The following is a 12,759-nucleotide window of genomic DNA, read 5'->3' as shown; positions in this document are numbered from 1 at the left end:
TCTCCCGCGGGCCAGGCCCCCGCAACGCGTGGGCGCCATGCACGGGCGCCCCACGGGTCACGAACGTCCTCCCCGGTTCGCCGTGGCCAGCAGGAACAGCAGGTAGGGCGCCCCGACGGCACCGGTGACCACGCCGACCGGTAGCTGGTGGGTGCCGCTGAGCAGGTGCTGCGCGGCGAAATCCGCGAGCAGCGTGATCAGCGCGCCGACCAGCGCGGACGGGAGCAGACCGGGGCGCCCGGTGCGCAGCACGCGCGTGGCGATCGGCCCGGACACCAGCGCCACGAACGCGATCGGACCGCCGACCGACGTCGCCACCCCGCACAGCTCGGCCGCCAGCGCCAGCAGGCCGAGCCGCACCCGTTCCACGCGCAGCCCCAGGCCCTTCGCGGCGTCGTCGCCGAGTTGCAGGACCGACAGCGCCCGCCCGAGCAGCAGTGCGGCCGGCACGAGCACCACCAGGAACACGGCGGCCATCCGCACCTCGGTCCACGAGACCCGGGCGAAGCTGCCCGTGATCCACACCAACGCCTGCGTCGCGATCCGCACGTCGGACCGGGTCAGGAAGTAGGACATGGCACTCGCCGCCAGCGCGGCGACCCCGATGCCGACCAGCACGAGCCGGTGCCCGGTCACGCCGCGGCGCCAGGCCAGCGCGTAGATCAGGACGGACGTGACCAGCCCGCCCACCAGCGCCGCGGCCGGCACGATCGCCCCGGTGACGCCGAACGTGATCAGGCACAGCACCGCGGCCAGCGAGGAGCCTGCCGTCACGCCGATGACGTCGGGACTGGCGAGCGGGTTGCGCAGCACCCGCTGGAACAGCGCGCCGGACAACCCGAACGCGAATCCGGCCAGCAGCCCCGCCAGCGCGCGCGGCAACCGCAGCCGCAGCACGATGTAGTTGTCCCGCACGGTGCCGTTGCCGAACAGCGTGCGCACCACGTCGGGCAACGCGATCGGGAAGTCCCCGATGGACAGCGCCAGCAGGAACACCGCGAGCACCGCGGCCGCCAGCACCAGCGTCACGACCGCGGTCCGGCGCGCCGTGCGCCGCTGCACCGCCATCACCGTGGTCATCCGCGCACGCGCTTCCGGCGGACCAGCGCGATGAACACCGGCGCGCCGATCGCTGCGGTGACGATCCCGACCTGCAGCTCGCCGGGCTGCGCGACCAGCCGTCCGATGATGTCGGCGACCAGCAGCACCAGCGGCGCCAGCACCATCGAGTACGGCAGCAGCCAGCGGTGGTCCGGCCCGGTGATCAGGCGCGCGGCGTGCGGCACCATCAGGCCGACGAACGCGATCGGACCCGCCATCGCGGTCGCCGTGCCGCACAGGACGACCACCGCCAGGGCGCACAGCGCCCGGCCGGCGGGGACGTTCTGGCCCAGGCCGCGGGCCACGTCGTCGCCCAGGGCCAGCCCGTTGAGGGTCCGCGCGGAGGCCAGCGCCAGCACGAAACCGGCGATCAGGAACGGCAGGGCCTGCGTGACGACCGCCGCATCGCGTCCGGCGAGCGAACCGACCTGCCAGAAGCGGAACTGCTCGTAGGTGGCGTTGTCGCTGACCAGGATGCCGGTCGTCAGGGACCGGAACGCGGCCTCGCACGCGGCGCCGGTCAGGGCAATCTTCAGCGGGGTGGCGCCGTCCCGGCCGAGCGAGCCGACGCCGTAGACCACCACCGCGGCGAGCGCGGCCCCGAGGAACGCGAACCAGACGTAGCCGGTCATCGAGTCGATCCCGGCGACGCTGATCGCGACGACGACGCACAGCGACGCGCCCGCGTTGACGCCGAGGATGCCCGGGTCGGCGAGCGGGTTGCGGGTGACGCCCTGGATGATCACGCCGGCCAGCCCGAGCGCGGCGCCGGCGAGGAGGCCCACCAGCGTGCGCGGGACGCGGACCTGCCAGATGATCAGGTGGTCCGGGTCGGCCGGATCGTGGTGCAGCAGGGCATCGAGGACCACCGACGGTGGGAGCCCCTTGGCTCCCACCGCGACGCTGCCCACCACGGCCAGCCCCAGTGCCACCAGGCCCAGGACCAGGCCGAGGCCGAGCGGGGCCCGGCGGCGCCGGGGGAGGCCGGTCGTGGTTTCGCGGAGCACCGGGTCAGCGCGCCATCGCCTCGGTGATCATCGGCACGACCTGGTCGATCGCGTAGCTCAGGCCCAGCGGGGTGGCGCTGGCGAAGGCCTGGGAGACCGTCTGGTCCGACAGGACGACCACGTGCCCGGCCTTGACCGAGGGCACCGCCTGGAACAACGGGTCCTTGGTGATCTCGTCGGCGCTGACCCCGATCGGCGAGATCACGGTCAGGTCCGCGTTGAACAGGTCCATCCGCTCCGGGGAGACGGTGATGTAGAAGCTGTCGTTCGCCTGTGCCTGCACCTGGGGCGACTGGGTGAAGCCGAGGCGCTCCATGAACTCGATGCGGGCGCCGCCGTTGACGTAGGCGCCGTAGGACCCGGCCATCTTGGCGCCGACCGCCACGGACTTCCCGGTGAACTCCGGGTGCGCGCCGGCGGCCTGCTGGAACTTGGCGTCGAGGTCGGACTGCACCTTCGCGGCCTCGCTGGTCCGGCCGAGGGCCTTGCCGATCATGTCGAGCTGCTGCTGCCAGGTGGTCGCGTAGGCCTCGCCGCCGGCCGGGATGCCGACCACCGGGACGCCGAGTGCGGCGAGCTGGTCGTAACGGGCTTTGTCGCCGCCGGCGCGGGTGTCCAGGATGAGGTCCGGGTCGAGCGCGGCGACCTGCTCGGCGCTCACCTCGAGGGTGCCCAGCATCGTCGGCGCCGTCGTGTAGTGCTTGTCCTGCGGCATCCACGGGGCGACGCCGTCACCGCCGACCGGCAGCCAGTCCGATGCCCCCACCGGCTGCACCCCGAGCGTCAACGCGACCTCCGCGTCACCCCAACCCAGCGCCACGACCCGCTTCGGCTGCGCGGGGATCGTGACGTCACCGAACGCGGTCGCGATGGTGACCGGGAACCGACCGCTCGCCGGGGTCGCCGGCTCGGTCGCGCTCTGCTCCGCGGACGAGCCGCAGCCCGCGAGCGCGAGGACCGCGCCCAGGAGGAGAGCCGGCAGAGAACCGCGCGCACGCGGACGTGGAGAACGCATGGAAGTGCCTCTCGTATTAGGTAAGCCGATCCTAAATTAGGGTCGCCTGGGGGTGTCGTCCAGATGGCCGTGATCGCAGGGCGCGCGCGGACTGGCCTCCGGGCGCGCGAGGGTGTGACATGGACGGGTGACGGTTTCCGTGTGGCGGCCGTGCGAAACGCGTTGAGCAGACAGGGCGTGGTGAACCGGATGGGCGACCCGGCGGCGAAGGACGAGCTGGTGCTCGATCTGCCGGACGCGGTGCCCCCGCTGGTGCGGGTGCGCCAGTGGGTGGCCTGTGCACTGGCGGACCTGGGGGACGACCACGTCTTCGCGGTGCAGCTGGTCGCGACCGAAGTGCTCACGAACGCCTACGACCACGCCGGGGGCGCCCACCGGATCCGACTGAGGCGCGACGGGCCGTCCCCCGAGGTCCTCATCGAGGTTGACGACGGCTCCCCCGCTCCGCCCGTGCTGGGCGACGGAAACCCGAAGTCGCTGCGCGGCCGGGGCCTCGTGCTGGTCGACCGGCTGGCGACGGGGTGGGGGTACCGGGCCGCCGCTGGGGGCGGCAAGACCGTGTGGGCGGTGGTGGACTGCTCGGTGCCGGCGTGGTCGCCGCGCTGGTGAGCGACGCTCTCCGGTTCGGGGCTGTTCCGGGCCACTTCTCCGTGCACCCCGGGGGCGCTGGCTACTGCTGGTGCGGAGAACGCGTGATCACCGGGCGGCGAGGTGTCTTGTGCTCCCGCCGGGACCTCGCGCGTGTGGTTGGCGAATGTCCCGCTCGGGTGGGGAGCGACGAGCCCGGCCCGGACGCGAGACGACTCGTGCCGACGTTCCGCTTCCGGGCTTCGATCGGAGGTCCCGCCGGGGCGCAGGCGTTTCTGCACGACCGGACCCGTGATCGTTGTGGCCGGGCCGCGAGTGGTCTTCGGGTGGTCAGCTGTCCCGGCGGGGCAGGTGCCGGAGGACCTCGGCGGGATCGCGCGTGGTGGTGACGGCCAGGTGCGCTGCCGGGCCCGCGGCCACGAGCACCAGGGAGCTGTCGCTGAATCTGATGGCCACGTGCTGCGGTTCACCGCCGTCCAGGAGGGCGCCCGCGCGGTGGGCCAGGCTGTGCAGCATCGCGGCCATCGAGGCGAGGTACTCGGCCCCGGTGGTGGTCATGCCGGGGGAGTGGGCCTGGACCAGCCCGTCGGGGGAGAGTAGCACGGCGTGCCGGACCGCGGGGACGCTGCGCAGGACGTCGTCGATGATCATGCGCGCATCGTGCTGGGGTGATCACCGCGGGCTGTCACGCGGGCGCGCCAGGGCGGACTTGATCGCGGCAACCGCCGCGCGGGGGTCGTCGGCGTAGAACTGGATCACGCGCGCATGCCCGGTCCGCGCGAGGGGGTGGGTGACGGCCCCCATTGTGTTCAGGGTAGCTGCGGGTCGGGGCTTCGAGTGGGTCGAAGCCCGCACGATGCCCCGCATGAGGCGGTCGACGGAGGGCACCGAGCTGGCACGGCGTTGCCGAACGCGAGGCGGCGCTTCGGATCCTGGCCGCGGTGTGGTCGGACGGCGGACCAGCCGGCCGGTGGGCGGCGCACTGCCTGGCCGGAGGGATGACGTGCGCGACGAGCTGACGTGGGACGGGCGGGCGTTAGCGGCGGCGTCCGGCGACGCCTACCGCCGGGCCGGCGACCTGTCCCCCGCCCGAGCACACGTGGCTGAGGCGCGAGCGACCCGGACACGCTCGGAGAGGACGGCTACCGCCAGATGATCCGCGGGACGAATGGACGGCTGGGTCCGGGACGCGGGTGTGGTTTTTGTGGGCGGGTGCAGGTGGGCTGGGGGTTTGGGCTGGTTTGTTGTCGGCGGAGGGTGAAGGCATGGCCGGTGCGGCTGGTGCGGTCGGGTTTGGGAGGGCTGGGGTTGTGGTGGATGGTGCTGGCGGTGGGCGGAAACGTGGGTGGTGGGGGCTGGTGCGGTCGGGTGTTGAGGGCTGGCGGTACGGGGTCGGTTGATGGTGGTGAAGAGGAGACGGCGTGGGTCTGTTGGTGGGCTGGTGTGGTGAGGGGCGGAGGGTTGGGGGTTGCGGCCGAGTTGATGTGGCGAAGGGGTGGAGCGTGGGGGCGGGTGCGGTTGTGTTTGGGATGGCTGGTGGTTCTGGTGGGCGGCGGGCGAAAACGTGGGGAGGGCCTGCGCTGCGACGTGGGCGGGGTGGTCGTTGGGCGTGGATGGTCGACGAAGGTGGTTGGGGGTGTTGGGCGGTTCGGGCGGCGTGGCCGGTGGTTGGGCGTGTTGAGGGGCCGGGTGGGGTGGTTGGGGGCATTGAGCTGTTCACGCGGAGTGCTCGATGGTCGCGGGTATTGAGGGGTTCCGGTGGGGTGGTCGGTGGTCGGTGGTTGTGGGGATCAGCGGACTCGGCGTGGTCGGTCATTGCGGGGGGCAGTGGTCTCGGGTGGGGAAGATGCCGGGGCCGGGGGTGAGGATCTGTGCGGGGTCGTAGCGGGACTTCCACTCCCGCAGGCGCGGCCAATCCGTGCCGTAGTGGTGGTGCCAGTCGGCGGTGGTGAAGGGGATCGCGCCGATCGGGTAGGCGGTGCCGCCCCGTTGGCGGGCTTCGCGGTAGAGGTGGAGGTTTTGGGTCAACTGGGCGGCTGCCGTGGTGGCGTCGGGTGGGAAGCGCAGGATCGCGATCAGGTAGGCGACCCGCTCGGGCGGTAGGCGGACCAGTGGAGCGTGCATCCTTTCGGTGAACACGGGGTAGAACAGGACGCACCCGGCTGGGCCGAGGTCGTCGGCGGTCAGGGCGTCCACCAGTGACTCCAGGAAATCCACCGCGGTGGACGCGGGCAGGAAACAGTTCCACCACGGGTGCGGCTGGAACCACCCGCCGGTCTGGGTCAGGAGCGCTTCGGCGGCGTCCAGGCGGTGCTGGAAGTCCAGGTACGGCACGTCTTCGCCGTCGTCGTGCGGTTCGGTGGGTGTGGTGTAGTAGGTCGCGGTCTCCAGGAATATCCGCCGTCCGGACGCGCCGTAGCGGACCTGGCCTTGCACGAAGTCGAACCGGCCCACCTCGATGAACCAGAGCTGCTCGGCCGCCGCGGAGGTCACCGTCGCGTGGTCGATTTCCCGTCGGCGCACCCGTTCCCGCGCACCGACGAGCCGCAGCGTGGCGCGCGTGATGATCCCGCACTGGCCGAGCCCGCCCAGCACCGCGGCGAACAGGTCGTCGCTCGGGACGCAGGTGTGTACGGTTCCCCCGCCGGTGACGACCTCCAGCTCGGTGACCGTGTCGGTCTGCAGCCCGTAGCGGAAGCTCGTGCCGCCGATGCCGCCTGCGGACAGCGTGCCGCCGACCGACAGTCCCAGGTAGTCGGTCAGCACCGGTGGCGCGCTGCCGCGCCGCCACGCGGCCTCGAGGACCGCGTCCCAGCCCGCGCCCGCGTCCACGACGATGCGGTCGTCACGCACCTCGTGCACCGTCGCGAGGGTGGACATGTCGATCACGATGCCGGTGGTCAGCGCCTGCCCGTACCCGGAGTGGCCGCGGCCCCGCGCGGCGACCGGCACCCCCGCCGCCGCGGCGCTGCGGACGACCTCGGCGACCTCGCGCGCGGAGCGGGGCCGCACCACCGCGGACGGCCGATGGTGGACGAGGTGTCCGAAGTCGACGGAGGCGGCGTCACGGAGGCCGTCGTCGTGGCTCAGGCTCACCGGTCCACGCTAGGGGGCGCGCGCCAGGGCCTGCAATGGAGAGGATGCATCGAGTAGGTGCGGGCGTTGGTGGTGGGTTGAGGTGCCGGCCAGGAGGGGCGTTGTGCTCGGGCGTGGATCGGGTGAAGTGCGTGGGAGGGCGGGCCGGGGGCTTTGTGGCGGCGAGGACTCGTTGCTGGGTCATGTCACCATTCTGCCCGGACGGAAAGCGTTGCGGTACAACGCTTTCACCGCATGGTGTCAACCAAGGAAAGCCACCCGCCCGGGTTAGTACGTCTGCCAGACCCCGGCCGGCCGGTGGGCACCTTCACCGCTCTTGCGGTAGTCGCAGACGCCGTCCGGGAACGCGGCCCGCAACTTGCGCTGCTCCTCCGCCGTGAACCGCACCGGGTAGTCCCGGAAGTCCAGCGGTGTCAGCCGGCACTTGAGCACGTCCATCGCCAGGCCCTCGCCCGCCGCCATCCGCGTGTTCGCCGCCACCGGGTACAGCGCGCCGCACCGTCCGGCGGCCGGGTAGGTCAACGGCTCCAGCACCCGCTCCGTCGCCGACACGTAACACCCGTCGCCCAGGTCCGCCGGCCGGTTCGCGACCACCTTCTGCTGCGCACCGCGCGGCGACCGGTCGTTGCCGATCGCCGTCAGCCACCGGTCCATCGCGTCCAGCTCGTACCGGCTCGCGGCCGCCGACTCCGCCGCCGTCGGGTGGTTCGCGATGATCACCTGGTTGCCCTCGGCTCCGCTGCGGCGCAGGCGTTCCCGCATCACGAACGACCACTCGGTGGTGTGGATGTCGGCGCCGAAGCCGGCCAGGTCGAGGTCGGTGCGCTGGTCGATGACCGGCGTGGTCCGCAACCCCAGCGAGCCGGAGTTCACCAGCCCCGACCGGTACGCCGCATGCAGCGCCCGCGGGTCGGCCGAACTCCGCTGCGGCACCGGGGCACCCGTGTAGTCCAGCCCGCCGACCGCGGCGTTGAGGTCCGCGAACTGCGCCGGCGTGATCTTCCCGGCGAGCAGGGCGGACAACCCGTACTGCACGCCCGTGTTGTCCAGCGTGCTTCGCACGAACCCGGTGCGCGGATCACGGCCGAACTGGTTCACCAGCTGCTCGTTGGAGTTGCAGATGACACCGTCCGGATTGGACACCGGATCCCACCGCTGCGCCACCGGGATCGACGGGTCGCAACTCCCGGTCGCGGTGGCCCGGCTGGCGAAGGTCTGCTCCCACGACACGCACGTGCTGTAGCTGGTGAACCCGGCCACCGCGAGCCGCTGCTCGGGGGTGAACGAGCTGCCCACTCCGGCGAAGTACCGGTTCAGCAGCCGGCAGTCGGTCACCGGGCCGGCCGTGCTGAGCGGGTCCGGGTAGGAGATTCCCGGAATGATGCCGTCGACGATGCCCGGGTAGTTGTCGGCGATGTCGTACTGCTGGATCGCGCCGCCCGACCCGCCCCAGCCGATCGTGTGCCGCACCGGCCCGTACGTCTCGACGAAGTGTTCCTTGACCATCATCGCGGCCTCCGCGGAGATGATCGGGCTGCAGTTGTTGTCCAGCACGTTCAGGCTGGACGAGGCCACCGCGTAACCCTGTGACAGGAACAGGTCGTTGATCACCCCGCCGGTCGAGGAGCCCTGGTGGAAGCCGGAATTGCAGCCGCCGCCGAAGGTGTAGACGAGCCGCTCGTTCCAGCCGCGCTCCACGGTGAACGGTGACGGCTGGGTGCCGTCGAAGAGCGCGGCGATCTCGTAGACCGCGCGGTCGATCGTGCCGCGTTCCACCCGCACGACGTAAGGCATCCCGTTGACGAAAGCGAGATCCGCGGGACGCGACGCCGGGTCGGCCATCGGCCGGAACTGTCCGCCGGTGGTCCGGTACTGGTAACTCACCTGCGTCGGCGCGCTGCACAGCGGCGGGGTCGCGGCCGGCAGCCCGTAGGCCTGCGTTTCGCAGTAGAACGGCTCCTGCTGCCGTCCGGAGAACACCGGCCCGCTGATCGGGTGATTGGTCACCCGCAGGCTCGCGCGACCGCGCCCCGGCGCGCTCGCGACGATCTCGTTGGCACCGTCACGCAACCCGCTGACCAGGCCCAGCAGCGTGTCGCCGGCCTGCTTGAACCCGTCGGTGACGTCGCGGCCGTTGGCCGTCACCCGCACGTCGCGCGCCGCCGGGACCCGCACCAGCACCTGCCCGCCGCTCACCAGATCGGGGTGCGGGTTGGAGACGGATTCCACGGTCAGCCGCGGCGGCGCGGCGACCGCCGCCGGAACGGTCATCAACGGCGCCGTCACAGCGGCAGCCAGCACCAGTGCACGCAGCAAGGGAGCACCCCCGGGCTCGTGCGCCACCTCGTCGTGGCGTCTGGTCGGGTATAGCACGTGATCGGGTCACCGCAACAGCGCAGAACGGAATTCTCTCCGATCACGCTTGCACCGATTGTCCGAAGGGGCTGGGCAAGCCGTCCACGAGTGTGTACGGTCCCTGCAAACCGAACCTGATTCTGTTTTGGCACGCTGCGAAGAGGCGGTGGTCGCAAGAAATGGCGCAGGAAGCTCCCTTGCTGCGAGTGGACGAACTGAACGTCTCCTTCGGCGGATTGCAGGTCCTCCAAACGGTCTCACTCGAAGTGGCCGAGGGGGAGGTGCTCGGCGTCATCGGTCCCAACGGCGCCGGCAAGACGACCCTGTTCAACACGATCTGCGGGTTCGTCCGCCCGGACTCCGGCACGCTGGCGTTCGACGGCCACCGGCTCCTGCCGCGCCCGCACCGGCTGACCCGGCTGGGCATCGCCCGCACGCTGCAGGGGCTCGGGCTGTTCCCCAACCTCAGCGCGCTGGACAACGTCGCCGCCGGTGCGACGCACCGGTCGCACACCGGGCCGGTCGGGGCGCTGCTCGCCTCGCCGTGGGCCGAGCGGCACGAGCTGCGGTTGCGCGACCAGGCCCTCGCCATGCTCGACGAGTTCGGCATCTCCGACGTCGCGGACCGCCCGTGCGCGAGCCTGCCCTACGGCATCCGCAAGCACGTCGCCCTGGCCCGCGCGCTGATCAGCGAACCCCGGTTGCTGCTGCTCGACGAGCCCGCGGCCGGCCTGTCGGCCGCTGAGATCGACGACCTGGCCGGCATCGTGCGCGGGCTGCGGCAGCGCACCACCGTCATGCTCGTCGAGCACCACATGGAGTTCGTGATGAACCTCTGCGACCGGCTCGTCGTGCTCGATTTCGGCGAGGTGATCGCCACCGGGCCGCCCGCCGTGGTCCGGGAGGACCCCGCCGTGCAGCGTGCCTACCTGGGCGAAGCGGTGGCCGCCGATGCTTGAGGTGAGCGGCCTGGTCGCCGAGTACGGGCCGGTGCGCGCCCTGCACGGCATCGACCTGACGGTCGAGCGCGGCTCGATCACCGCGGTGCTCGGGGCGAACGGCGCGGGCAAGACCACACTGCTGCGCACGCTGTCCGGCCTGCTGCGGCCGAAAGCCGGGTCGGTGCGCCTCAACGGGCAGGACATCACGCGCCGGGGACCCGAAGACCTGGTGCGTGCCGGCATCGCGCACGTCCCCGAGGGACGCGGTGTGATCGTCGAGCTGACGGTCGAGGAGAACCTGCGGCTGGGCGGGCTGTGGCGGCGGGACCGCTCGTGGCTGCGCACCGGCGTGGCCCGGATGTTCGAGCTGTTCCCGCCGCTGGCGCAGCGCCGCGGACGGCGGGCGGAGACCCTGTCCGGCGGTGAGCGGCAGATGCTCGCGATCGGCCGGGCCCTGATGAGCCGCCCCGAGTTGCTGCTGCTCGACGAGCCGTCGCTCGGGCTGGCGCCGCGCACGGCCGCGCAGATCGTGGCGACCCTGCGCGGCCTGCGTGCCGACACCGGCCTGACCCTGCTGCTGGTCGAGCAGAACGCGGGCACCGCGCTGTCGGTCGCCGATCGCGCCGTCGTGCTCAACGTCGGCCGCAAGGTCGCCGACGACGAAGCCGCCCGGCTGGCGGCCGACGACCGGGTCCGCCGGGCCTACCTGGAGATGTGATGGGCCGTTTCCTCGACCTGACCCTCGCCGGGCTCACCAGCGGCGCGGTGTACGCCGCGGTCGCGCTGGCACTGGTGCTGATCTGGCGTTCCACCCGCATCGTGAACTTCGCGCAGGGCGGGATGATGATGATCACGACGTTCCTCGGCTACACCGTGGTCAGTCACGGCGGGTCCTACTGGCTCGCGCTGGCCGTCGCGGTCGTGGCCGGGCTGGTGCTCGGCGCGCTCGTGGAACGGGTGCTGATCCGCCCCGTCGCGAAACGGCCGCCGCTGGACGCCGTGGTGGTCACCTTCGGCCTGCTCGTCGGGCTGCAGGGCGTCGCCGGGATGGTGTTCGGCGGCACCCCGCAGTCGTATCCACCGGCGTTCGGCATCGCCGGTTTCCAGGTGGGTGGTCACCAGGTTCTGTTCTCCCCCAACGACTTGTGGATCGTGCTGGTGGTGCTGACCGTGATGGCGGTGCTGGCGGTGGTGTTCCGCCGGACCTCGGTGGGGCTGCGGATGCGCGCGTCGGCGTTCGCGCCGGAGGTGGCTCGCCTGCTGGGGGTGCGCGTCGGCCGGATGCTGACGGTCGGCTGGGCACTGGCCGCCGTGGTCGGTGCCGTGGCGGGGGTGCTGATCGCGCCCAGCACGTTCGTCAGCCCGACCGCGTTCGACGCGGTGCTGGTGTTCGGGTTCACCGCCGCCGTGATCGGGGGACTGGACAGCCCGCCGGGCGCGGTCGTCGGGGGGCTGGCGCTGGGCCTGGTGCTCAGTTTCGTCTCGGGCTACCTCGGCCCGGACATCGTGACGCTGGGCGCGCTCGTCGTGCTCATCGTGGTGCTGATGGTGCGGCCGCACGGGTTGTTCGGCGCGGGAACGAGGCGGCGGGTATGACGATGACGGAAACACAGGCACCGCAAGGGGAAACGCGCCGTCCCCCGTTGTGGCTGCGCTCGACCCTGCTGCGGCACGGGTTCTGGGCGGTGCTGGGGCTGGCCGGGTTCTGGCTGCTGTCGATCGCGCTGGACCCGTTCGCGAACCTGCAGCTGGCCCAGATCGCCTACACGGCGATCGCGGTCGCCGGGCTTACGGTGTTGTCCGGCCTCAGTGGACAGATCTCGCTCGGGCACGGCGCGTTCGTCGCGGTCGGCGCCTACACTTCCGCGCTGCTGCTGGAGAACGCCGGCTGGAGCCTTGCGCCGGTGCTGATCGTGGCGACCGCGGGCACCGCGGTGGTCGGGGCGCTGGTCGGGGTGGCGGCGGCGCGGCTGCGCGGGCCGTACCTGGCCGGTGCGACGCTCGCGCTCGCGGTCGGGCTGCCGTCGCTGGCCGACTACCACGGCCTGCGTGACCTCCTCGGCGGCGCGAACGGCCTGATCGTCAGCCCGCCGGTGCCGCCGCTGTCGCTGGGGGAGTCGTTCCCCCTGGAGCGGTGGCAGTCCTGGATCTGCGGCATCTGCCTGGTGGTCGTGCTGTTCCTGCTGGCCAACCTCAGCCGCAGCCGCCTCGGCCGGGACATGCGCCTGGTGCGCGAGGACGAGGACGCCGCGGCCCTGTCCGGCGTGCCCGTCGCCCGTACGCAGATCCTCGCGTTCTGCGTGAGCGCCGGGTGCGCGGGGCTCGCGGGCGGGCTGTTCGCGATCGTCAACAACCTCGCCGCGCCGGGCGCGTTCACGCTGGCCCTGTCGCTGTCCCTGCTCACCGCGGCCGTGCTGGGCGGGCTCGGCAGCCTCGCCGGCGCCGTGTACGGCGCGGTGATCGTGACGCTGCTGCCCACCTGGTCCACCGACCTCGCGCAGCAGGCGAACCTGCCGCGCGCGGTCTACGCCAACATCCCGCTGGTCCTCTACGGACTGGTGCTGATCCTGGTCATCCTGGCCTTTCCCGGCGGCATCCAGTCGGGGGTCCGCCGGATCGGCCGCCTGCTCCGCCGTAACCGGAAGATCTAAGGAGA

At 72.1% G+C, this 12,759-nt stretch carries 11 protein-coding genes; 5 read left to right on the top strand and 6 right to left on the bottom strand.

Annotated elements, in window-relative coordinates; genetic code table 11:
* Positions 1 to 57 precede the first annotated feature (57 nt).
* From FB470_RS01260 to FB470_RS01250, 3 genes are read right to left on the bottom strand one after another with little or no spacing between them, the layout of a single operon-like run.
* Positions 58 to 1,080: a FecCD family ABC transporter permease gene (locus FB470_RS01260; RefSeq protein WP_306988034.1), complete on the bottom strand. Its 1,023-nt coding sequence runs from the start codon at positions 1,078 to 1,080 to the stop codon at positions 58 to 60.
* On the bottom strand, positions 1,077 to 2,108 hold the full coding sequence (locus FB470_RS01255; RefSeq protein WP_306988032.1) for a FecCD family ABC transporter permease: 1,032 nt from the start codon (positions 2,106 to 2,108) through the stop codon (positions 1,077 to 1,079). Before FB470_RS01255 ends, FB470_RS01260 begins: the two co-directional genes overlap by 4 nt.
* 4 nt (positions 2,109 to 2,112) lie before the next feature.
* The gene (locus FB470_RS01250; protein WP_306988030.1) at positions 2,113 to 3,123 is read right to left on the bottom strand and encodes an iron-siderophore ABC transporter substrate-binding protein; all 1,011 of its coding nucleotides are present in this window, start codon (positions 3,121 to 3,123) and stop codon (positions 2,113 to 2,115) included.
* Between the two features lie 141 nt (positions 3,124 to 3,264).
* Between FB470_RS01250 and FB470_RS01245 the strand changes: the two genes are divergently transcribed.
* On the top strand, positions 3,265 to 3,732 hold the full coding sequence (locus FB470_RS01245; RefSeq protein WP_306988029.1) for an ATP-binding protein: 468 nt from the start codon (positions 3,265 to 3,267) through the stop codon (positions 3,730 to 3,732).
* Positions 3,733 to 4,041: 309 nt separating this feature from the next.
* Here the strand turns inward: FB470_RS01245 and FB470_RS01240 are convergent, their stop codons facing one another.
* The 3 genes from FB470_RS01240 to FB470_RS01230 all read right to left on the bottom strand — a co-directional run bounded on the left by FB470_RS01240 (position 4,042) and on the right by FB470_RS01230 (position 9,123).
* Entirely contained in the window at positions 4,042 to 4,362 is a 321-nt protein-coding gene (locus FB470_RS01240) for a roadblock/LC7 domain-containing protein (protein WP_306988028.1), read from the bottom strand.
* A gap of 1,161 nt (positions 4,363 to 5,523) precedes the next feature.
* Positions 5,524 to 6,807, bottom strand: a complete 1,284-nt coding sequence (locus tag FB470_RS01235) for an FAD-binding protein (protein WP_306988026.1) — start codon at positions 6,805 to 6,807, stop codon at positions 5,524 to 5,526.
* A gap of 267 nt (positions 6,808 to 7,074) precedes the next feature.
* A complete protein-coding gene (locus FB470_RS01230) occupies positions 7,075 to 9,123 on the bottom strand; it encodes a DUF6351 family protein (protein WP_306988024.1) in 2,049 nt (682 codons plus the stop codon).
* 218 nt (positions 9,124 to 9,341) lie between these two features.
* Between FB470_RS01230 and FB470_RS01225 the strand changes: the two genes are divergently transcribed.
* Genes FB470_RS01225 through FB470_RS01210 form a run of 4 tightly spaced genes read left to right on the top strand, consistent with a single transcriptional unit; the run spans position 9,342 to position 12,754 of the window.
* Positions 9,342 to 10,121 carry an ABC transporter ATP-binding protein gene (locus tag FB470_RS01225; RefSeq protein WP_306988022.1) on the top strand — a complete coding sequence of 260 codons (780 nt, stop codon included), beginning with the start codon at positions 9,342 to 9,344 and terminating at the stop codon, positions 10,119 to 10,121.
* The gene (locus FB470_RS01220) at positions 10,114 to 10,821 is read left to right on the top strand and encodes an ABC transporter ATP-binding protein (protein ID WP_306988021.1); all 708 of its coding nucleotides are present in this window, start codon (positions 10,114 to 10,116) and stop codon (positions 10,819 to 10,821) included. Before FB470_RS01225 ends, FB470_RS01220 begins: the two co-directional genes overlap by 8 nt.
* A complete protein-coding gene (locus FB470_RS01215; RefSeq protein ID WP_306988019.1) occupies positions 10,821 to 11,699 on the top strand; it encodes a branched-chain amino acid ABC transporter permease in 879 nt (292 codons plus the stop codon). The genes FB470_RS01220 and FB470_RS01215 overlap by 1 nt, the downstream gene beginning before the upstream one ends.
* Positions 11,700 to 11,701: 2 nt before the next feature.
* The gene (locus tag FB470_RS01210) at positions 11,702 to 12,754 is read left to right on the top strand and encodes a branched-chain amino acid ABC transporter permease (RefSeq protein ID WP_306988017.1); all 1,053 of its coding nucleotides are present in this window, start codon (positions 11,702 to 11,704) and stop codon (positions 12,752 to 12,754) included.
* The last annotated feature ends 5 nt before the right edge of the window (positions 12,755 to 12,759 follow it).

The sequence above is a fragment of the Amycolatopsis thermophila genome, from assembly GCF_030814215.1.
Lineage (GTDB): Bacteria > Actinomycetota > Actinomycetes > Mycobacteriales > Pseudonocardiaceae > Amycolatopsis_E > Amycolatopsis_E thermophila.
Note: the sequence above shows the minus strand (reverse complement) of the source record. Positions and strands in the feature narration are given on the sequence as shown.

Excerpts from the sequence above, each read along its gene's own strand:
- FB470_RS01260 (WP_306988034.1), bottom strand. The coding sequence starts at position 1,080 with ATGACCACGGTGATGGCGGTGCAGCGGCGCACGGCGCGCCGGACCGCG.
- FB470_RS01250 (WP_306988030.1), bottom strand. The coding sequence starts at position 3,123 with ATGCGTTCTCCACGTCCGCGTGCGCGCGGTTCTCTGCCGGCTCTCCTC.
- FB470_RS01240 (WP_306988028.1), bottom strand. The coding sequence starts at position 4,362 with ATGATCATCGACGACGTCCTGCGCAGCGTCCCCGCGGTCCGGCACGCC.
- FB470_RS01225 (WP_306988022.1), top strand. The coding sequence starts at position 9,342 with ATGGCGCAGGAAGCTCCCTTGCTGCGAGTGGACGAACTGAACGTCTCC.
- FB470_RS01220 (WP_306988021.1), top strand. The coding sequence starts at position 10,114 with ATGCTTGAGGTGAGCGGCCTGGTCGCCGAGTACGGGCCGGTGCGCGCC.
- FB470_RS01215 (WP_306988019.1), top strand. The coding sequence starts at position 10,821 with ATGGGCCGTTTCCTCGACCTGACCCTCGCCGGGCTCACCAGCGGCGCG.
- FB470_RS01210 (WP_306988017.1), top strand. The coding sequence starts at position 11,702 with ATGACGGAAACACAGGCACCGCAAGGGGAAACGCGCCGTCCCCCGTTG.